Origin of the sequence: Roseixanthobacter psychrophilus (assembly GCF_043195195.1) — a bacterium.
GTDB lineage: Bacteria > Pseudomonadota > Alphaproteobacteria > Rhizobiales > Xanthobacteraceae > NCEH01.
This window is the reverse complement of record NZ_JBAFWT010000001.1, coordinates 437,494-456,465: the sequence shown is the minus strand read 5'-3', so window position 1 is coordinate 456,465 and position 18,972 is coordinate 437,494. Positions and strand designations below refer to the sequence as shown.

General features: G+C 66.9%; 20 protein-coding genes and 1 tRNA gene. 13 read left to right on the top strand and 8 right to left on the bottom strand.

The features are described from left to right. The first annotated feature begins 86 nt into the window (after positions 1-86). Positions 87-163: transfer RNA gene (locus V5F77_RS02120), tRNA-Met, on the top strand. A gap of 88 nt (positions 164-251) precedes the next feature. Here the strand turns inward: V5F77_RS02120 and mmsB are convergent. From mmsB to V5F77_RS02105, 3 genes are all read right to left on the bottom strand, one after another. Further along, positions 252-1,145 carry a 3-hydroxyisobutyrate dehydrogenase gene (gene mmsB, locus V5F77_RS02115; protein ID WP_429003645.1) on the bottom strand — a complete coding sequence of 298 codons (894 nt, stop codon included), beginning with the start codon at positions 1,143-1,145 and terminating at the stop codon, positions 252-254. Between the two features lie 30 nt (positions 1,146-1,175). After that, entirely contained in the window at positions 1,176-2,318 is a 1,143-nt protein-coding gene (locus tag V5F77_RS02110; protein ID WP_429003644.1) for an acyl-CoA dehydrogenase family protein, read from the bottom strand. 164 nt (positions 2,319-2,482) lie between these two features. Beyond that, positions 2,483-3,979 carry a CoA-acylating methylmalonate-semialdehyde dehydrogenase gene (locus V5F77_RS02105; RefSeq protein ID WP_429003643.1) on the bottom strand — a complete coding sequence of 499 codons (1,497 nt, stop codon included), beginning with the start codon at positions 3,977-3,979 and terminating at the stop codon, positions 2,483-2,485. 123 nt (positions 3,980-4,102) lie between these two features. On the opposite strand from V5F77_RS02105, the gene V5F77_RS02100 reads away from it, so the two are divergent. The 5 genes from V5F77_RS02100 to V5F77_RS02080 all read left to right on the top strand — a co-directional run bounded on the left by V5F77_RS02100 (position 4,103) and on the right by V5F77_RS02080 (position 6,959). Continuing rightward, positions 4,103-5,026 carry a LysR family transcriptional regulator gene (locus V5F77_RS02100; RefSeq protein ID WP_429003642.1) on the top strand — a complete coding sequence of 308 codons (924 nt, stop codon included), beginning with the start codon at positions 4,103-4,105 and terminating at the stop codon, positions 5,024-5,026. A gap of 37 nt (positions 5,027-5,063) precedes the next feature. Beyond that, positions 5,064-5,405: an ArsR/SmtB family transcription factor gene (locus V5F77_RS02095; protein ID WP_429003641.1), complete on the top strand. Its 342-nt coding sequence runs from the start codon at positions 5,064-5,066 to the stop codon at positions 5,403-5,405. Further along, entirely contained in the window at positions 5,402-5,881 is a 480-nt protein-coding gene (locus V5F77_RS02090) for an SRPBCC family protein (protein WP_429003640.1), read from the top strand. The genes V5F77_RS02095 and V5F77_RS02090 overlap by 4 nt, the downstream gene beginning before the upstream one ends. A 164-nt stretch (positions 5,882-6,045) precedes the next feature. Continuing rightward, the gene (gene rpmB / locus V5F77_RS02085; protein ID WP_429003639.1) at positions 6,046-6,345 is read left to right on the top strand and encodes a 50S ribosomal protein L28; all 300 of its coding nucleotides are present in this window, start codon (positions 6,046-6,048) and stop codon (positions 6,343-6,345) included. A 35-nt stretch (positions 6,346-6,380) separates the two neighbouring features. Continuing rightward, positions 6,381-6,959, top strand: a complete 579-nt coding sequence (locus tag V5F77_RS02080) for a queuosine precursor transporter (RefSeq protein ID WP_429003638.1) — start codon at positions 6,381-6,383, stop codon at positions 6,957-6,959. 160 nt (positions 6,960-7,119) lie between these two features. On the opposite strand, the gene V5F77_RS02075 is transcribed toward V5F77_RS02080, so the two are convergent. The 3 genes from V5F77_RS02075 to V5F77_RS02065 all read right to left on the bottom strand — a co-directional run bounded on the left by V5F77_RS02075 (position 7,120) and on the right by V5F77_RS02065 (position 12,006). Beyond that, positions 7,120-8,727, bottom strand: coding sequence for an AMP-binding protein (locus tag V5F77_RS02075; RefSeq protein ID WP_429003637.1), 1,608 nt, complete (start codon positions 8,725-8,727; stop codon positions 7,120-7,122). A gap of 101 nt (positions 8,728-8,828) precedes the next feature. Next, on the bottom strand, positions 8,829-9,341 hold the full coding sequence (locus tag V5F77_RS02070; RefSeq protein WP_429003636.1) for a CAP domain-containing protein: 513 nt from the start codon (positions 9,339-9,341) through the stop codon (positions 8,829-8,831). A gap of 79 nt (positions 9,342-9,420) precedes the next feature. Further along, positions 9,421-12,006, bottom strand: coding sequence for a DUF3772 domain-containing protein (locus V5F77_RS02065; protein WP_429003635.1), 2,586 nt, complete (start codon positions 12,004-12,006; stop codon positions 9,421-9,423). Positions 12,007-12,183: 177 nt separating this feature from the next. Here V5F77_RS02065 and dapE point away from each other — a divergent pair, with 177 nt between their 5' ends. The 3 genes from dapE (at position 12,184) to V5F77_RS02050 (ending at position 14,688) form a co-directional block, all read left to right on the top strand. After that, entirely contained in the window at positions 12,184-13,374 is a 1,191-nt protein-coding gene (gene dapE, locus V5F77_RS02060) for a succinyl-diaminopimelate desuccinylase (protein WP_429003634.1), read from the top strand. Positions 13,375-13,391: 17 nt separating this feature from the next. Next, positions 13,392-14,156 (top strand): alpha/beta hydrolase, encoded by a 765-nt coding sequence (locus tag V5F77_RS02055; protein WP_429003633.1) that lies wholly within the window; start codon positions 13,392-13,394, stop codon positions 14,154-14,156. Positions 14,157-14,238: 82 nt separating this feature from the next. Then, positions 14,239-14,688: a DNA polymerase III subunit chi gene (locus V5F77_RS02050; protein WP_429003632.1), complete on the top strand. Its 450-nt coding sequence runs from the start codon at positions 14,239-14,241 to the stop codon at positions 14,686-14,688. 16 nt (positions 14,689-14,704) lie between these two features. Here the strand turns inward: V5F77_RS02050 and V5F77_RS02045 are convergent, their stop codons facing one another. Continuing rightward, positions 14,705-15,172 carry a phage holin family protein gene (locus V5F77_RS02045; protein ID WP_429003631.1) on the bottom strand — a complete coding sequence of 156 codons (468 nt, stop codon included), beginning with the start codon at positions 15,170-15,172 and terminating at the stop codon, positions 14,705-14,707. Then, positions 15,169-15,537: a hypothetical protein gene (locus tag V5F77_RS02040; protein ID WP_429003630.1), complete on the bottom strand. Its 369-nt coding sequence runs from the start codon at positions 15,535-15,537 to the stop codon at positions 15,169-15,171. The genes V5F77_RS02045 and V5F77_RS02040 overlap by 4 nt, the downstream gene beginning before the upstream one ends. A gap of 255 nt (positions 15,538-15,792) precedes the next feature. Here V5F77_RS02040 and V5F77_RS02035 point away from each other — a divergent pair, with 255 nt between their 5' ends. From V5F77_RS02035 to V5F77_RS02020, 4 genes are all read left to right on the top strand, one after another. Next, the gene (locus V5F77_RS02035) at positions 15,793-16,392 is read left to right on the top strand and encodes a 2-hydroxychromene-2-carboxylate isomerase (RefSeq protein WP_429003629.1); all 600 of its coding nucleotides are present in this window, start codon (positions 15,793-15,795) and stop codon (positions 16,390-16,392) included. Positions 16,393-16,458: 66 nt separating this feature from the next. Further along, positions 16,459-16,905, top strand: coding sequence for a hypothetical protein (locus V5F77_RS02030; RefSeq protein WP_429003628.1), 447 nt, complete (start codon positions 16,459-16,461; stop codon positions 16,903-16,905). Between the two features lie 115 nt (positions 16,906-17,020). Then, positions 17,021-18,151, top strand: coding sequence for a DmpA family aminopeptidase (locus V5F77_RS02025; RefSeq protein WP_429003627.1), 1,131 nt, complete (start codon positions 17,021-17,023; stop codon positions 18,149-18,151). Between the two features lie 98 nt (positions 18,152-18,249). Then, positions 18,250-18,669, top strand: coding sequence for a hypothetical protein (locus V5F77_RS02020; protein WP_429003626.1), 420 nt, complete (start codon positions 18,250-18,252; stop codon positions 18,667-18,669). Positions 18,670-18,972: the final 303 nt, after the last annotated feature.

Sequence of the window (18,972 nt, the reverse complement as noted above, 5' to 3'; positions counted from 1 at the left end):
CGCGCTTTCTTGACACCGCCGCGCCCGCTCCCCTATATCCCGTCCTCCGCAAGCTCGCGTGCCCGGCACCGAGCGGCGTGCGATGTGGCAGTGTAGCTCAGTTGGTGAGAGCGCCGGATTCATAACCCGGAGGTCGGCGGTTCAAATCCGCCCGCTGCTACCATTCGCCTCCCCGTTTCGATGGATCGCAAAGACAAAAAAATGCCCCGGACCAGCCGGGGCATCGCGATGTGTCATGAAAAAAGCGCGCCTCACGCCTCGCGGGTGCGCACCCATTCGATGATGCCGGAAAAATCCTTGCCGGCATTCCCCTCTTCCTCGAAGGCGGTGAAGAGCGCGGTGGCGGCGGCCCCGAGGGCTGTGGCGGCGCCCGCCTGGCCTGCGGCTTCCTGCGAGAGGCGCAGATCCTTCAGCATCAGCGCGGCCGCGAACCCCGGCTGATAGCCGCGATTGGCGGGGCTGGTGGGCACCGGCCCCGGCACGGGGCAATAGGTGGTCAGCGACCAGCATTGCCCCGAGGAGGTCGAGGCAACATCGAACAGCGCCTGATGGGAGAGGCCGAGCTTCTCCGCCAGCACGAACGCCTCGCTGACCGCGATCATGGAAATGCCGAGGATCATATTGTTGCAGATCTTCGCCGCCTGGCCGGCGCCGGCATCGCCGCAATGGACGATCTTCTTGCCCATCAGCGCGAGGATCGGCTGGGCCTTGGCGAACGCCTCCGCCGTGCCGCCCGCCATGAAGGTGAGCGTGCCGGCTTCCGCCCCGCCCACGCCGCCGGAAACCGGGGCATCGAGCGGCTCGTGTCCCGCCGCCAGCGCCGCCTCATGGAAGGCACGGGCGGAGGCGACGTCGATGGTGGAGCTGTCGATGAACAAAGTGCCGGGTTTGGCGGCGGCGAACAGGCCGGTTTCGCCGGTGGTGGCGCCCACCACATGCTTGCCGCTGGGCAGCATGGTCACGACGATATCGGCATCGGCCACCGCTTCGGCGGCGGTCGCCGCGATCGCGACGCCCTTGGCCGTCGCGGCCTCCAGCGCGGCGGGGGCAAGGTCGAAGCCGCGCACGCTATGGCCCGCCTTGACCAGATTGGCCGCCATGGGCCCGCCCATGTTGCCGAGCCCGATGAATGCGATGCTGGCCATGATGTCCTCCCCTGTCTGTTCTGTGTCGGATCAGTTCGCCCGCGCCACCAGAGCGCGCGAGATGATGACCCGCATGATTTCGTTGGTGCCTTCGAGGATCTGATGCACCCGCAGGTCGCGGACGATCTTCTCGATCCCGTAATCGGCGAGATAGCCGTAGCCGCCGTGCAATTGCAGCGCCTGGTTGGCGACCTCGAAGCCGCTGTCGGTGACCACGCGTTTCGCCATGGCGCACAGGCGCGTCGCCTGCGGATCGGCCCGATCGTAGGCGGCGGCCGCGCGCCACAGGAAGGTGCGCGCCACTTCCAGCTCGGTGTCCATGTCGGCGAGGCGGAATTGCAGCGCCTGGAATTCGTTCAGCGCCTTGCCGAAGGCGGTGCGCTCGCGCATGTAGCCGAGCGTCTTGTCGAACGCGCTCTGCGCGCCGCCGAGCGAACAGGCGGCGATGTTGAGCCGCCCGCCGTCGAGCCCGGCCATGGCGAATTTGAAGCCCTCGCCCTCGCGGCCCAGCAGGTTTTTCGCCGGCACACGCACGCCTTCCATGATGACGGCGCGGGTGGGCTGGATCTTCCAGCCCATCTTCTTCTCATTGGCGCCGAACGAGAGGCCGGGCGTGCCCGCCTCCACCACGAAGGCGGAAATGCCGGAAGGCCCCGGCCCGCCGGTACGCGCCATCACCAGATAGAGGTCGGAAGCGCCGGCGCCGGAGATGAACTGCTTCACCCCGTCCAGCACGTAATGATCGCCGTCCTTCACCGCGCGGGTTTTGAGCGCCGCTGCGTCCGAGCCGCTGCCGGGTTCGGTGAGGCAATAGCTCGCCACCCGCTCCATGCTGCACAGGCCCGGCAGCCAGGCGAGGCGCTGGGCATCGCTGCCGAAGCGGTCGATCATGGCGGCGACCATGTTGTGGATCGACAGGAAGGCCGAGGTGGCGGGGCAGCCGGTGGCCAAAGCCTCGAAGATCAAGGTGCCGTCGAGCCGCGACAGGCCGGAGCCGCCGCTTTCCTCGCGCACATAGATGGCGGCCATGCCGAGCGCGGCGGCGGCCTTGAGGGTGGGAATGGGGAAATGCCCCGCCTCGTCCCACGCCTGGGCATGGGGGGCGATTTCCTCGCGCGCGAAATCCTGCGCCATGGCGCGGATGGCCTGCTGGTCTTCCGTCAATTCAAACATGGCACCCTCCCAAATACGAAAATCCGGCCGCCGGTTGGTCCGGCGTGCCGAAGGAAGGCGCATGGCGCTGGAACCGGCCGCGTCATGCGCCTGAGGCGTCTACGCTTAAAGCGGTTTGAGCGAACCGGCGCGGCCGCAGCAAGGCCAGGCGCGCCGGTTTGGTATCACCCCATGGTGGGGATGACGAATTCCGCGCCGTCCTTCACGCCCGAAGGCCAGCGGGAGGTCACGGTCTTGGTCTTGGTGTAGAAGCGCACGCCGTCCGGCCCGTGCTGGTTGAGATCGCCGAAGCCCGAGCGCTTCCAGCCGCCGAAGGTGTGATAGGCGATCGGAACCGGGATCGGCACATTGATGCCCACCATGCCCACCTGCACCTTGGAGGCGAAGTCGCGGGCGGCGTCCCCGTCGCGGGTGAAGATGGCGACGCCATTGCCATATTCGTGCTCGGTCGGCAGGCGCAGGGCTTCCTTGTAGTCCGGCGCGCGCACCACGCACAGCACCGGGCCGAAGATCTCTTCCTTGTAGATGCGCATGTCGGCGGTGACATTGTCGAACAGGCAGCCGCCCATGTAGAAGCCGTTCTCATAGCCCTGGAGCTTGAAGCCGCGACCATCCACCAGCAGGTTGGCGCCTTCCTTCACGCCGATATCGACATAATTGGTCACCCGCTCCAGCGCTTCGCGGGTGACGAGCGGGCCGAAATCGGCGGTCACGTCGGTGGAGGGGCCGATCTTGAGGCTCTCCACGCGGGGCACGAGGCGCGAGAGCAGGGCTTCGGCTGCCGCCTCGCCCACCGGCACCGCCACCGAAATGGCCATGCAGCGCTCGCCGGCCGAGCCGTAGCCGGCGCCGATCAGCGCGTCCACCGCCTGGTCCATGTCGGCATCCGGCATGATGATCATGTGGTTCTTGGCGCCGCCGAAGCCCTGGATGCGCTTGCCGGTCGCCGCGCCGCGCGCATAAATATATTGCGCGATCGCGGACGAGCCGACGAAGCCGATGGCCTGGATGTCCGGGTCGTCGAGGATCGCGTCCACCGCTTCCTTGTCGCCGTTCACCACGTTCAGGATGCCGGCGGGCAGGCCCGCTTCCATCATCAGTTCGGCGAGCTTCATGGGTACGCCGGGATCGCGCTCGGACGGCTTGAGGATGAAGGCATTGCCGCAGGCGATGGCGGGGCCGAACTTCCACATGGGGATCATGGCGGGGAAGTTGAATGGCGTGATGCCGGCCACCACGCCGAGCGGCTGGCGCATGGAATAGACGTCGATGCCGGGGCCGGCGCCGTCGGTGAACTCGCCCTTCAGCAGGTGCGGGATGCCGCAGGCGAACTCGATCACTTCCAGGCCGCGCTGGATGTCGCCCTTGGCGTCGGGAACGGTCTTGCCGTGCTCGCGGGCGAGCAGGTCCGCCAACGCGTCATAATCACGCTGCACCAGCTCCAGGAAGCGCATCATCACGCGGGCGCGGCGCTGGGGATTGGTCGCGGCCCAGCCGATCTGGGCGACCTTGGCATTCTCCACGGCGGCGCGCATCTCGGCGGCGGAGGCCAGCGCCACGCGGCCCACGACTTCGCCCGTCATGGGCTGCCACACGTCGCTATAGCGTCCCGACGTGCCCGCGACGTGCTTGCCGCCGATGAAATGGCCGATCTCGCGCATGATGCGCCTCCCTAGGGTTCAAGCGTTTCCCGAAATTTGGCGTCGCTTGTTGGCCGGCACAATGGCCTATCATTTTTTGCACATCTAGCGCTATTAATGCACCGTCACTGTGCGGAATTTCACATGCCATCGGCTGCGTTCGACTGGGCGGACCTGCGCCATTTCCTCGCCATCGCGCGCGCGGGAAAGCTGACCACGGCGGCGCGCCTGCTGGGGGTGGAGCATTCCACGGTGAGCCGGCGCCTCGCCACGCTGGAGCGCAGCCTCGGGGCGAAATTGTTCGACCGCCAGCCGGCTGGCTATATGCTCACCAGCGCGGGCGAACGGCTCATGGCCACGGCGGAAGCCATGGAGACCCTCGCCGCCGGCGCCCAGCAGGATATCGGCGGGGCCGATCTCGGCGTTTCCGGCGCGGTGCGCATCGGCGCGCCGGACGGGTTCGGCACCTTCTTCCTGGCGCCGCGCATCGGCGCGCTCGCGGCGCTGCATCCGGCGCTGGACATCCAATTGCTGGCCATGCCGCGCCTGTTCAGCCTGTCGAAGCGCGAGGCGGATATCGCCATCTCCATCAGCCGGCCCAAGGAAGGGCGGCTGCATGCCAGGAAGCTCACCGACTATCGCCTCGGCCTCTATGCGGCGCGCGATTATCTCACCCAGCATGGCCCCATCGAGAGCCGGGCGGCGCTGCTGCGCCATCCCTTCATCAGCTATATCGACGATTTGATCTATACGCCCGAGCTGGACTATGTGCCGGCGGTCTCGCGCGAGCTGCGGCCGCGCCTGAAAAGCTCCAATCTCGTTGCCCAATTCATGGCGACGCGCGGCGGGGCAGGGGTGTGCGTGCTGCCCAATTTCATGGGCGATACCGTCGACGACCTCGTGCCCATCCTGCCGCAGGAGGTTTCGCTGATCCGCAGCTTCTGGCTGCTCACCCATGCCGACACGCGCGACCTCGCCCGCGTGAAGGTGGCGGCAGACTTCATCGCCAAGGTGGCGCGGGAGGCGCAGGCGCTGTTTCTGCCGGCGGGAGCGAAGTCCAACGCTTAGCCGTTGCGCTAAGTATCGGTGCGTGATACTTAGCCTTATGGATCAGTATTCAGACCGTTTGGACGGTGTCTTCCAGGCGCTGGCCGACCCCACCCGCCGCGCCGTTTTGGACCGGCTGGGCCGGGGGCCGGCGAGCATCAGCGAATTGGCGGCGCCGTTCGAAATGGCTTTGCCCTCGTTCATGAAGCACATCCATTTCCTCGAAGGGCAGGGCCTGATCCGCACGCACAAGGCGGGGCGGGTGCGGACCTGCGCCATCGCGGGCGAATCCATCGCGCTCGCCGAATCCTGGCTGCGTGCCCAACGCGCGCTCTGGGAAGGCCGGACCGACCGGCTGGAGCGCTTCGTCACCACCGCGAACCAGGACACACCGGAATGACCCCCAGCGTTGATCCCAATCTCGACCTGACCCTCTCCCGCATCATCAAGGCGCCCCGGAGCGTGGTCTGGAACGCCTGGGCCGATCCCGCGCAATTCGCGCAATGGTGGATTCCCGCGCCCACCCGCTGCCAGGTGGCGCAGATGGATCTTCGCCCCGGCGGCGCCTTCGTGACGCGGATGAGCGAGGATGGCGGCGCCTTCGTGCCCCATCTCGACGCCTGTTTCCTCGACGTGGCGGCGCAGGAGCGGATCGTCTTCACCAACGTGCTGCTGGGCGGCTGGCGGCCGGCGGAAAAGGGCTTCATCACCGCGATCATCACGTTCCGCGACCATCCCGACGGCACCGTCTATGCCGCCCATGTGATGCACAAGAACGGCGCCGACCGCGCCACGCACGAAGAGCTGGGCTTTCACGACGGCTGGGGTACTGTCGCCGACCAACTCGCCGCCCTCGCCGAGCGGCGGGTCGGCTAAAGCTGGGCCCGCGCTTTGGGTCGTTCCGCCTGCCCCCGAGCTTGACGCGGAAGCCGGCTCCCCTTATACGAGCGCCTTCCCGATACATGCGGGTGTGAGACGAGGGGTCGGGTACGGCCCTGGGCTTCCGCGTCCGCGATCAACGAATTTGAAGGACTTCTGCCATGTCCCGGCGGTGCGACCTGACCGGCAAGGGGGTTCTGACTGGCCACCTCGTGAGCCATTCGAACCACAAGACCAAGCGCCGGTTCTTGCCGAATCTCTGCAACGTGACGCTCGAGAGCGAAATTCTCGGCCGTTCGGTGCGCTTCCGAGTCAGCGCCAATGCGCTGAAGAGCGTCGATCATCGCGGCGGCCTCGATGCCTTCCTCAAGAAGGCCCGCGACGAGGAACTCTCCCAGCGCGCCCTCGAGATCAAGCGTCTCGTGGTCAAGGCCATGGCCGAGGTGAAGCCGGCCGCCTGATCGCGTCTCGCGATCGACGGCACGGGCGATCCGGCATGGCGCGCCTTTTTCCCCTGCAATCCGAACCGCGGGCGTTTTCGCTCGCGGTTTTTTGCATGTGCGCGGCGGTGCTCACCGCCAATATCCTGGTGCAGTTTCCGTTCGAGCCGTTCGGCCTTGCGGATTATCTCACCTACGGCGCCTTCACTTACCCCGTCACCTTCCTGGTGAACGACCTCACCAACCGCCGCCTCGGCCCGGCCCGCACGCGGCAGGTGATCTATGTGGGATTCGCCCTGGCGGTGGGGCTCTCCGCCCTGCTGGCGACCCCGCGCATCGCGCTCGCCTCCGGCACCGCCTTCCTGGTCGCCCAATTGCTCGACGCCACGGTGTTCGACCGTCTGCGCCGTCGCGCCTGGTGGATGCCGCCCTTCGTCTCCGGCCTGATCTCCAGCGCCATCGACACTGTGGTGTTCTTCACCCTGGCCTTCGCCGGCACCGATCTGCCGTGGCAGAATTGGGCGGTGTTCGACTATGGGGTGAAGCTCGCCATGGTGTGCCTGTTCCTCGGCCCCTATCGCCTGATCATCGCCCGCATGCCGGTCTGGCCGGGAGCGGGGCCCGCCCGCGCTTGAACTTCTGCGGAATTTGCAAGTTCCGGGGGAGAAAAGGGCCGAATCCGGCTTGTTCCGCGCCGTTCTTCCGCGCCCCCGCGATGTTTCACATGAAACATTTTCCCCGCGCGGGGCGCCCGCCGGTGACACGGGATCTGCGCTAACCCCTTGCCGAGACGTCCTAATCCTGCTCCCGCAGCAGGCGCCGAATGACCTTGCCCGAACTGGTCAAAGGCATCTCGTCCAGGAACACGATTTCCCGGGGATATTCATATCCGGCCAAATTATTGCGGACCAGATCCTGGATCTCCCGCTTCAATGTCTCGCTCGGCGTAACCCCATCGCGCAAAACGAGAAACGCCTTCACCACCTGGGTGCGCACCGGGTCCGGCTTGCCCACAACGGCGGCAATGGCGACGCCGGGATGGCGCAGGATACAATCCTCGATCTCCGCCGGTCCGATGCGATACCCGGCCGAGGTAATCACATCATCGTCCCGGCCGAGGAAATGGATATAGCCGTCGCTATCCTGGCGGGCGAGGTCGCCGGTGAGCATGAAGCCGTGGGCGAATTTCTCCGCCGTCGCCTCCGGGCGGTTCCAATAGCTGAGGAACATCACCGGGTTGGGCGCGCGAATGGCGATCTGCCCCATCTCGTCGATGGCGCATGGCGTGCCGTCCGCCGTCAGGATCGCCACCTCATGGCCCGGCAGCGCCTTGCCCGTCGCACCGGCCCGGGCGACGCCCATGGTCGCGTTGGAGCCGATGACGTAATTGCATTCGGTCTGGCCGTAGAATTCATTGATGGCAACGCCCAGCCCCTCCCGCCCCCATTGGAACGTCTCCGCCCCCAGGGCCTCCCCCGCCGACCCCACGGTGCGCAGGTCGAAGCCGAAACGCTCCTTCGGCCGCACCACCGCGCGCATCATTTTCAGCGCGGTCGGGGGGATGAAGACGTTGCGCACCTTGGCCCGCGCCATCAGGTCGAAGGCGCGCTCGGGATCGAATTTTCCCGGCGGCTGCACCACCACGGGAACCCCCAGCGCCAAGGCGGGAAACAAGGTGTTCAAAAGCCCGCCGGCCCAGGCCCAGTCGGACGGCGTCCACATGCGGTCGTCGGCCTTGGGCAGGTCGTCATGGGTGAAGCGCATGCCGGCCATATGGGGCAGCAGCACCCGGTGGCCGTGCAGCGCACCCTTGGGCTGGCCGGTGGTGCCGGAGGTATAGATCATCAACGCCGGATCGTCCGGTCCGCTGTCGATGGGCAGCGGTGCCGCGCTCTCGCCCGCGCTCATCTCGTGAAAGCCGAACACATCCCCAGAGGCGCCGTCGGTGCAGACCAGCACGGACAGGCTGGCGGGACGCACGGGCAGCTTGGCCAGCCCCCTGCCATCGGTCACCAGGGCTGCGGCGCCGGAATCCTCCAGGCGGTAGGAAATGGCGTCGATGCCGAACACCGCCGCCAGCGGCACCGCGATGGCGCCGAGCTTATAGGTGGCGAGATGGGCGGCGAGCACTTCCATGCCTTGTGGCAGAAGGATCGCCACCCGGTCGCCACGTCCGATCCCCTGGCGGGCCAACGCCCGCGCCAGCCGGTTTGAGGCGGCGGCAACCGCGCCATAGCTCAGCGGGGCGAAGCCGCCGGCGGACGGCAGGAACAGGGCCGGGCGATCCGGCTCGCGTTCGGCCCAGCTGTCGCAGGCATGGACCGCAATATTGTAACGCACAGGAACGTGCCATTGGAACGCGGCGCGACGGCGTTCATACTCACCCGATGCGGACAACGTCACCTTCCTGCTTAAAGCTTAGGCAGAAGGTAAGCTAAAGCTCTGTTGCGTCCGCGTCCATCCACATTGTGCGATGCACCGCAGAGGGGCGCGGACGCCTTGCGTCAGCGCGCTTTCTCCGGCTGAGCCAGCACCAGCGCCCAATAGACCTTGTATTTGGAGCGGGGATTGAAGGCGGTCGCGATCCCCATGCGGGTCACGCCCGGGGTGAGCATGTTCTTGTTGTGGGGCGGGCTGTCGCGCCAGCCGGAAAAGGCCTCCGCGAGGGTGTGATAGCCGGCGCCCACATTCTCCACCGCGATTGCGGGGTCGTAGCCCGACGCCTTCATGCGCATGACGAAGGTGCGGCCGCCCACCTCGTGCGAGAGCGTATCGGCCTTGGCCATGGCGTCCGCCTGATCCTGGGCGACACGGCTCAGCGCGGGATCGATGTCCACGGCGGACAGGCCCTTTCCAGTACGGTAGGCGCTGATGATGGAAGCGGCGGCGGCCGGGTCCACGGGCTGCCCGCTCTTGGCAAGATTGTCGTAAAAGGCGGGCTTGGTCGGCTCCACCTCCGTCGTGCCGCAGGCGGCCAGAAGGAAGGAGAGGAGCACGATGAGGGGAGCGGCGCGCATGCGGCCTCCAGGACAGGAAATGGATCGGCCCGTTATGTGAGGGCGGCGAGGTTTAGGAAGCGTTAGCATCCTCCTCCGATCACGCCCCTTCCGGCTGCTGCGCCGCCCCGACAATTCCCGGCTTCGTCGGTTTCTCGTACATCGTGCCCGCAGGGCCGGGTGCCGCCGCCGGAGCCTGGGGGGCGGCAGCGACGACGGCCTGCGGCGCTGGGGGGGCCGGTTCATTGGATTGGGGTGGGGCGGGAACCATGTCGGCCGGGGCACGGGCGAGTGCCGCCCAGGGCTGGCAAGCCATGCCGATGCCCGCCTTGCGGAAGCGGGTAAGGATGGAGAAGTGCAGATCGCTTTTCACCGTCAACCCGTAGTCCACGTTCGCCACCACGCACCGGAGTTCGAAGCCGAGGCCGGCATCGGCGAATTTGGTCAGGAACACGCGCGGCGGCGGCGATTGCAGCACCTGGGGGTGGTCGCAGGCACAGGCGACGAGGATGTCCCGCACCTCCTCCAAGTCGCCGTCATAGGTGACATTCACCGCGACGATGACCCGGCCGGTGGTGTTGGAATGGGTGAAATTCTTCACCATGCCCGAGATCAGATCGGAATTCGGGACGATCACCGTCGCCCGCTCGAAAGTCTCGATCTCGGTGGAGCGCACGCTGATGCGGCGCACATAGCCTTCCTCGCCCTTCACATTGATGGTGTCGCCGACCCGGATCGGCCGTTCCGCCAGCAAAATCAGGCCCGAGACGAAGTTCGAGACGATCGACTGCAGGCCGAAGCCGATACCGACCGACAGCGCGCCGGCCACCAAGGCGATGTTTTCGAGATTGAGCCCGATCTCTCCCATCGCGACCATCAGGACGACGATGGTGCCGAGATAGCCGACGATGGTGCCAATGGAGGATTGGAGGCTCGGCTCCAGCCCGGTGCGTGGTAGGAATTTGGTCGTGACCCAGCGCTGGATGGAGCGGGCGATGAAGATGCCGAGGATCAGAAGGGTGATGGCATAGAGCACATTGCCCAAGGTGATGGTGGTGGTGCCGATGCGCACCCCGAACGAGGCGCGCTCGATGGTGTCCATCACGTCCGCGGTGGAGGTGCCCCAACTGCCGGCGATCAGCAGCAGGCCGACGGCCAGCAGCATCAGTTTGAGGACCGCCGCCGTCAGCGTGCCCAGCAGGTCAAGCCGCTCCTGCCGAAGGCCCAGCGTACGGGAGACTTGGCGCGCGTGAACCGTGTCCGGGCTCAGGCCGCCGAAAAACGCTTCGATCAATTCGTTCAGCACATAAAGGCCGGCGATCACGGTCGAGGCGACCACCAGACGGGCCGCAACAAAGGCCGCGAGGCCCACATATCCCGCGATCAGCGCACCGGCGACGCCCGCCAGCACCAGCCACATGACGAAACGGATCCACGGTACACCGCCCCGAGCGCTCTCACCGCCGTCGGCTGCGGTGTCAGCTACCGTCCGTGCCGCTGTCTCTTCCACCTCCTCATGGTTGGCCAGCAAGATGAGCATGCGGATGATGAAGAGGCCAATCAGCAGCGCCATGACCGCGCTTGTGGCCACCGTGAGGGCTACTGGAGCAAACAGGGCCCTATGAATGGCATTGAGGAATGCGGCGATCGACAGCGTCCACACCATCCAGGAAAAATAGCGGTGGGAGAGCATTGCCGAATAATCGGACAGGGGCGGCAGGCGGCGCCAAGGCTGGCCCGGTGCCAGCATCGCGCGCGAGACCGCAAGGCCGATGGATTGGATGAACACAGCAACCAGAAGGCCATGAACCACATCTAATGCGCGCGGCGGCGTCACATCGAACCCGCCAATGAAAGCAAAGGCGGCGATGACGGCGAGGGGTGTGGTGAGGGCGTTAAATACCGCCATCTTCACCGCCTCGCGGGCGGACCGCAATCGAGGATAGCTTGCGCCATCGGCGGGCGGCGGGCAGGCGAACTTGCGCCTGAAGAAGAGACCGATGCCGAACACGAAGGCGAAGATCGCCAACGCCCCCGCCGTGATTGCCATCAGCACCGGCACGCTCTGGCGTTGCAGGGCAAAGGCCAGCCAATCGTTCGCGAGGAAGCGCAGCGAGCGCCCCTCGCCGCCGAGCCCGCTTGCCGCCCCGCTCCATAGACTCGGATCGAGGATGCTCATGGAGCGATCGAACAATTGGCCCGTGAACAGGACCCGCCGCCTGCTGGAGAGGCGGTCCGACAATTGATCCGCCCGCACCAGCAAGGCGCGGTTCTGCTTGATGACGGCGTCCAGTTCCGCGATCAGGCCCTGCATCGCCTCGCGGTCGGCGGTGACCGAGGGATCTTCCGGCGGTGCGCCGGCCGCTGGCGGCTCGCCCAGTTCCTGGGCACGGGTCTTGGCATTGGCAAGGCGCGGAACTAGCGCATCGGTGCGCTGAGCCAAGTCGCGGCGCACCGGGTCGAGGCGGGAGCGCAACTCATCAAGGTCGTTGGCCCGCAGCCCTTCCACTGTGAGGGCGCCCTCGATGCTGTCGAGCGAGGAGCGGGTCGCATCCAACTTTTCGCGCGCGGCCTGGACGGCCGGATCGCTAGCGGGTGCCGCCGATGCCGACAAGGCGAAGCCGCCGAGCAGCAGGGCGATCAGAACCCCGGCGAACAGTGCAGCGCGCGCGATGGGTCGCGACATGGGAAAATCTCCAGAGCGGCCGGTGAATGGCGCCCTTATAGGAAACCGAAGGCGGCAGACTGATGGCCGAATGGAAATAGCTGCGCGCCGAACCGGGCCGGCTTCTTGGGCGCGCAACCGTTCCATCCGGGAGCGAAGCGCTCTAGAACGGGGAAACCTCGATGCGGACCTACCTCCATGAGCACGCCCCATTCCGTCAAGTCCCAAGCGATGAGCTCCGGCACGGATCCGCTCGGTTTGGCCCAGGCGCTCCTGCGTGCGCCCTCCGTTACGCCCCATGCGGAGGGTGCAGTTGCCCTGGTGGCGCAGATTCTCGATGCAGCGGGGTATGAGGTGACCTTGCTGCCGTTCGACAGCGCCGGCGTTCCCATCGCCAATCTCTATGCGCGGATCGGCACCGGCTCCCCCAACCTGTGCTTCGCCGGCCATGTGGACGTGGTGCCGCCGGGCGATGAAGCCTCCTGGCGCCATCCTCCATTCGGTGCCGAGGTGGTGGACGGCCAGCTCTTCGGGCGCGGCGCTGTGGACATGAAGGGCGCCGTCGCCGCCGCGCTGGCTGCTGCCCTTCGCCATGGTGCGCCGAAGACGGGCGCCATCTCCTTCCTCATCACGGGTGACGAGGAAGGCCCGGCCCTGGATGGCACGGTGAAGGTGGTGGAATGGCTCAAGGCGCGCGGCGAGCGGGTGGACCATTGCATTCTCGGCGAGCCCACCAATCCCTCGGCCCTGGGGGATGCGGTGAAGATCGGCCGGCGCGGCAGCCTGTCCGGTGTGATCCACGTGCATGGTCGGCAGGGGCATGTGGCCTATCCGCACCTTGCCGACAATCCGGTGCCGCGCCTCGTGCGGCTGCTGACCGCCCTGACCGCCCAGCCGCTCGATGCCGGCTCGGCCCATTTTCCCCCCTCCAACTTGGAAATAGTGTCGGTGGACGTGGGCAATGCCGCTTTCAATGTCATTCCCGCCGAGGCGCAGGCAAAGTTCAACGTGCGCTTCAACGACCAGTTCACGCTCGACAGCCTCAAGGCGGAGATTATGCGGCGCCTCGCGTCGGCGCACGGAACCGGCTCCTATGAGGTGACATTCCGGGCCGGCGCGAGCCAGAGCTTCCTTACCGCGCCGGGTCCGTTCGTGGAGCTGATCTGTGCCGCCATCGCCGAGGTTACGGGACGGGTGCCCGAGCATTCCACCTCCGGCGGCACATCGGACGCCCGCTTCATCAAGGATATTTGCCCGGTGGTGGAGTTTGGCCTCGTGGGGCGCACCATGCATGCGGTCGATGAATCCACCCTGGTGAGCGACCTTGAAGACCTCACCCGCATCTATGAGCGCATGATTGCGCGTTATTTCGCGGCGTTCGCCGCCTGACCGGTTTGGAACCAACCATGACCACGCCTGGCGCGGAAATCCTCACCCATCTCGACGTGAATGGCCGCGCCATTGCGGTGCGGCGCATCCCTGGCCAAGCGCCGGGGGTCCTATGGCTTGGCGGTTTCAAGTCCGACATGATGGGCTCGAAGGCGCAGACGCTCGCCCATTGGGCCGCGCAGCGCGGTCAGGCCTATGTGCGCTTCGACTATTCCGGCCACGGGGAATCCGCCGGCCGGTTCGAGGACGGCACGATCTCCGCCTGGGCGGAAGAGGCGCTGGCGGTGTTCGACACGACTGCGGGCCCGCAGATCCTCGTCGGCTCTTCCATGGGCGGCTGGATGGCTTTGCTGGTGGCGCGCGCGCTCGCCGCCCGCGGCGAGAACCGGCTGAAGGGGCTGGTGCTGATCGCCCCCGCTCCCGATTTTACCGAAGACCTGATGTGGGCGGGCCTTTCGGCCGAGGCGCAGAAAGCGATCCTGGACACGGGCCGCTTTGAGCGTCCCTCGGAATATGGTGACGAACCTCATGTCATCACGCGGGCCCTGATCGAGGACGGGCGCCGCAATCTGGTGCTCGGTGCACCGTTCGCGGTGGGCTGCCCGGTGCGGATCCTCCAGGGGGCGCAGGATGTCGATGTGCCATGGCAGCATGCCATGCGGCTGGTTTCCTGCCTTGCCGAGGATGATGTGGTGTTTTCGTTGGTGAAGGACGGCGACCATCGCCTCTCGCGCCCGGAGGATCTGGAACGGCTGACGGCCGTGCTGGAGGAATTCGTCTGAGCGCGCCCGCCTTGACCGCCGGCCGTACCGGCCGCACATCTTCCACGCAGCCGCGCGCGGCCGTGCGGCGAGGGGCCGGGCTTTGAGTGAAATCGTGTTCTACCACCTGGAGCGGCGTCCCCTGGAGGACGCCTTGCCCGCCTTGCTCGAAAAGAGCTTGGAGCGGGGATGGCGGTGTGTGGTCCAATGCTCCTCGCCCGAGCGGCGGGACGCGCTGGATGCGCATCTGTGGACCTATAACGAAAGCGCGTTCTTGCCCCATGGCACGGACGCGCAGGCCCAGGTGGAACGCCAGCCGATCCTGATCACCACGACCGAGGCCAATCCCAACAACGCGCAGGTGCGCTTCCTGGTGGACGGCGCGATCCTTGCCGATGCCGGGCCGTACGTGCGTGTGGTCCACATGTTCAACGGCCGCGACGAGGAGGCGGTCGCTGCGGCTCGCGACCGCTGGCGCGAGGCCAAGGCGGCCGGCCACACCCTGACCTACTGGCAGCAGGATGGGAACGGACGCTGGGTGCGCAAGGCCTAAGGCCCTGCTCCCGCAATCATTTCCCCCGGTCGGAACGCAGCCCTTTGAGCAGCGATCCCACCACCGGCACCAGCAGGGCCGGCAAGGCGGAATCGAAGGGATGGCGGATCGCATTGGCGATCATCTTGACCTCCCCCTCTGCGTCCTTGAGGTCGCCCGCCAGCGCCTCGATGGCTGATTTGTGGATTTCATGGGCGAAATCCAGATCGCGCCCCGGCTTGATGGCGGTGGCGATCAGGGCGGCGATGCCCGCCACCACGATATTTCCCCCGCCCACCGCAACGGCCGCCCAGACCGGCCCCCAAAGCTCGGCCAAGGCGAGATAGGTGGCAAAGCCGAGCATCAGCACACCGCTGGCTGCGATCAGCGCGGCGAAGGTGAAAACGCCCGAGCGCGCCAGCAGTGCCCGCAAGTGAATGTCGGCGATGATCGAGTCTGCGCGCCAGAGAACCTTGAGGTTGCGCAAGGCATTATCGAGTTTCATGACGAACGTCCCCATGCGCGTCCCACCAGGACGCCAAGCAGAAAGGCCGAGGCGACGGAGACTGCCGGATGGGCTGAGACCGTTGCGTCAGCCTGCGCCTTGGCGTCGCTGACCGCCTCCTGGAGCTCGCGCACCAAGGCCTGCAAATCGGACAGGCTTGGCTCGGGCGCCTCGCTCGCGACCGCCTCTTCCACCGGCTCAGCATCATGCGACACGTGAGGCTGCGTACCATGTGCAGATGCTGCGGCCGCCGCCGGCTTGGCGCGGGACCTTGATTTGGAATGGGCGGCGGCGGGCGCGGGTTCCGGCGAAGATTGCGCCAGTTCCGCCTTGAGGGCATCGAGTTCGGGTCGGCGGGTTGCCATGGCATGGCCCTTCCGGGTGGGTGGCCGCAAGGCCGCGCTATAGCTTAGACTGGCCCGCTCTGCGGGGCAAAGCCCAACGAAACCATGCGCCTATCGCGCCCTTCCGGCCTTGACCCGCATCAAGTGCCGGCGGCGGATCAATGAAAGGATCCGAATCGCAGGCGCTTGCTTTCGACGCGTGCTAGAACCGCCGGATTCGGAGGCCCGCATGTCCACAACACCCGTAACACCCCGCCACATCGACTATTTTTTTCCGTGGTCAGTCCCTGGACCTTCCTCGGGCACGCTCGCTTCATGGCGGTGGCGGCACGGCGGGGGGCAAAAGTGCGGTTCATTCCGGTGGAGCTTGGGCCGGTGTTTGCGGAGACCGGCGGGTTGCCGCTTTCCAAGCGCTCGCCGCAGCGGCAGAATTATCGGCTGATCGAACTCCAGCGCTGGCGGGTGAAGCTGGGGGTCGATTTCCATATCCACCCGGCCCATTGGCCGTTCAACGGGGCGCTGGCGGATAAGGTGCTGATCGCCGCGCTGATCCGCGGATATAATATCGAACCCCTTCTGCCGCTTATCTTTTCCGGCGTCTGGCAAGAGCAGAAGGATCTCGCGGACCCGCAGGTGATCGCGGCCCTGTGCGACAGCGTGGGCCTGCCTGGGGCGGACCTGCTGGCCGTCGCCGAAACCGGCGAGATCGACGCCGCCTATCTCGCCAATCGCGACCTCGCACGCGCCTCCGACGTCTTCGGCGCTCCCGCCTATGTCCTTGATGGGGAAGTGTTTTGGGGCCAGGATCGGATCGAGCTTCTGGACGATGCGCTGGCCAGCGGGCGTGCCGCTTTTGGCGCGGCGGTGCGGGGGTGAAGCGCCGTGGTTCGGCCCCTTTCCCCTGCGACATTTAGGGGATCGATGCATTTAGGGAGAGCGACCATGCGACAGGCTGCGATGCGGGGCCCGACCCTTGCCGCCATTGGGTTTGCGGCCCTTCTGCTCTCATCTCCCGGGTTCGCGGCCGAACCCGACGCCCCGGCGGCAGCATTCCCGCCTGGACCGCGCTACAGCTTCTCCCCGGTCGAGGGCGGGGCGCTGAAACTGGATACGCAGACCGGACAAGTTTCCTTCTGCGGCAAGGGGTTATCGGGCTATTCCTGCGAGGCGGTGCCGGATTCGCGCGAGGCCTATGAGGCTGAGATCGCCCGCCTTCAGGCCCGGATCACGACCTTGGAGGGTGGTGAGTCGACCACGCCGCAGGCCAAATCGGGATCACCCTATTTGCCGAGCCAGTCGGATTTCGACGCCGCGCTGGATTATGCCGAGCGTGCGTTTCGCCGCCTGCGCGACTTGGTCACCGGCCCGCCCGCCGGCGATCGCACATGAAGAAGAACGCCCCCAAAGGACGGCATTTCGTCGATGTTCGGCGCGTATTTCGCGAAATTCCGCAGAAGTTCAAAAACCCAGCCTGACCGATGAACCGGACGGGCGCGGAGTCGGGATGGAAATGCATTCAGATACCTCTAAACCCACGTCCTCCTCCGATGCGACCTCCGGCACTCCCGCGACCCATGCCCCCTCCGGCCGTCGCCGGGCGCGGGGCTTCGGCCTGCCGCTGCCGGGCCGACCGGGGCCGCTCAACGCCATCACCGATGTGGCAGGGGTGCGCGTCGGGCAGACCACGCTCGCGATGCCGGAGCAGGGCATCCTCACGGGGGTGACCGCGCTGCTGCCCCGGCCGCCCGAGGCCCTGCTCGAACCCATCTGGGCCGGCGCCTTCTCCATGAACGGCAATGGCGAGATGACCGGGGTGCACTGGATCCACGAGGCCGGCTGGTTCACCGGGCCGATCACGCTCACCAACACCCTCTCCCTCGGCATCGCCCATCACGCCACGGCGCGCTGGATGTGCCGCACCTTTGGCCCGGTGATCGGCGAAGACCTCTGGGTGCTGCCGGTGGTGGCGGAGACCTATGACGGCTATCTCAATGACATTTCCGGCTTCCACGTCACCGAGGCGCATGTGCAGGCGGCCATCGACGGCGCCAAGGGCGGGCCGGTGGCGGAGGGGTCGGTGGGCGGCGGCGCCGGCATGATCTGCTACGAATATAAGGGCGGCACCGGCACCGCCTCGCGGATCGCGACCACCCCGACCGGGGATTTCACGGTCGGCGCCCTGGTGCAGGCCAATCACGGGGTGCGGCCCTGGCTCACGATCTGCGGCCGCCGCCTGGGCGATACCCTTACGGATAGCCTGTTGTGGAGCCGGGAGCGCGGTTCCATCATCGTCGTGCTGGCCACCGACGCGCCCTTGCTGCCGACCCAGATGCAGCGCCTCGCCAAGCGGGCGGCCATCGGCATCGGGCGCGGGGGCACGCCCTCCGGCAATAATTCCGGCGACATCTTCCTGGCCTTCACCACCGCCAATTCTCCCGGCCGCCTGCCGGAGCCGCCGCGCCTCACCCTGGAGGCGCTCTCCAATGACGATCTGGACCCGCTGTTCCTGGCGGCGGTGGAGAGCGTGGAGGAAGCGGTGTTGAAGGCGATGCTGGCCGCCGATCCCGTCACGGGCAAGCACGGCCGCCATGTGGCGGCGCTCGACGGGGCGCGGGTGGCGGAACTGGTGGGATAGCGTGGGCGGGACCCGCCTTTGGCCGCGTCGCAGCCTCAAGGCGAACGACAGGGCAGGGGGCCACCGCGTCGTGCCGAAGGGACAAGGGAGTAGGGTCGATGGTGGGAACGGTTCGGCGAGGGAAGGGCCTCGCGCGCGGATTGGCTGTCGGCCTGATGCTGGGCCTTCCCGGCACCGCGCAGGCGTTGCTGGCGCCGCAATATTATGAACAAGCGCGGCGCGAGGCGGCGAGCGTGATCGTGCTCGCGGTCACCGGCGTGACGCCGCCCGCCAAGGGATTTGGCGCCTGTAGCGTTAGCGGAGAGGTGCGGCGGGTGGAGCGCGGCACGGCCTATCAGGTGGGGCAGAAGCTCATTCTGGCCGTTCCCTGCAGGACGGCGGACGCGCAGCCACCGCTCGGCGGCACGATCTATCAGGAGCTTGAGCCGCTCCGCGCGGCGCCGTTCGGCCGCGCCTATCTCGATGCACAGGGGGCGCTGGCGCTCTCGCAATATGAAATTCTGGACGCGCTGCCCTGATCCGATGGGCGGCACACGGCGCGCGGAAAACTGTCAGCACTGGCCGCGCCGCAACCTCGCGTCCCGGCCAAGTGCAGCGCCTACGGTGCGGAACGCGTCCCGGCCAAGTGTAGCGCCTTTGGCGCGGAACGCGAGCCGGGACCCAGCGCGACGACACCGCCGCAGGCGCTTCCTCAAAGGAGCGCGCGGCGGAGAAAGCGCGCGGCGCGGTTTGCCTGCTGCGCAGGAACCTTGCGCTGGGTCCCGGCTCCGCGCTCCGGCGTTGCCGTCGCTGGGCCGGGACACGGGTGGGGATGCTTCCGG

Coding starts and splice junctions, on each gene's coding strand:
- V5F77_RS02110 (WP_429003644.1), bottom strand. CDS start 2,318: ATGTTTGAATTGACGGAAGACCAGCAGGCCATCCGCGCCATGGCGCAG.
- V5F77_RS02020 (WP_429003626.1), top strand. CDS start 18,250: ATGGTGGGAACGGTTCGGCGAGGGAAGGGCCTCGCGCGCGGATTGGCT.
- V5F77_RS02055 (WP_429003633.1), top strand. CDS start 13,392: ATGACCACGCCTGGCGCGGAAATCCTCACCCATCTCGACGTGAATGGC.
- mmsB (WP_429003645.1), bottom strand. CDS start 1,145: ATGGCCAGCATCGCATTCATCGGGCTCGGCAACATGGGCGGGCCCATG.
- rpmB (WP_429003639.1), top strand. CDS start 6,046: ATGTCCCGGCGGTGCGACCTGACCGGCAAGGGGGTTCTGACTGGCCAC.
- V5F77_RS02070 (WP_429003636.1), bottom strand. CDS start 9,341: ATGCGCGCCGCTCCCCTCATCGTGCTCCTCTCCTTCCTTCTGGCCGCC.
- dapE (WP_429003634.1), top strand. CDS start 12,184: ATGAGCACGCCCCATTCCGTCAAGTCCCAAGCGATGAGCTCCGGCACG.
- V5F77_RS02105 (WP_429003643.1), bottom strand. CDS start 3,979: ATGCGCGAGATCGGCCATTTCATCGGCGGCAAGCACGTCGCGGGCACG.
- V5F77_RS02030 (WP_429003628.1), top strand. CDS start 16,459: ATGCGACAGGCTGCGATGCGGGGCCCGACCCTTGCCGCCATTGGGTTT.
- V5F77_RS02080 (WP_429003638.1), top strand. CDS start 6,381: ATGGCGCGCCTTTTTCCCCTGCAATCCGAACCGCGGGCGTTTTCGCTC.
- V5F77_RS02045 (WP_429003631.1), bottom strand. CDS start 15,172: ATGAAACTCGATAATGCCTTGCGCAACCTCAAGGTTCTCTGGCGCGCA.
- V5F77_RS02100 (WP_429003642.1), top strand. CDS start 4,103: ATGCCATCGGCTGCGTTCGACTGGGCGGACCTGCGCCATTTCCTCGCC.
- V5F77_RS02095 (WP_429003641.1), top strand. CDS start 5,064: ATGGATCAGTATTCAGACCGTTTGGACGGTGTCTTCCAGGCGCTGGCC.
- V5F77_RS02090 (WP_429003640.1), top strand. CDS start 5,402: ATGACCCCCAGCGTTGATCCCAATCTCGACCTGACCCTCTCCCGCATC.
- V5F77_RS02065 (WP_429003635.1), bottom strand. CDS start 12,006: ATGTCGCGACCCATCGCGCGCGCTGCACTGTTCGCCGGGGTTCTGATC.
- V5F77_RS02025 (WP_429003627.1), top strand. CDS start 17,021: ATGGAAATGCATTCAGATACCTCTAAACCCACGTCCTCCTCCGATGCG.
- V5F77_RS02040 (WP_429003630.1), bottom strand. CDS start 15,537: ATGGCAACCCGCCGACCCGAACTCGATGCCCTCAAGGCGGAACTGGCG.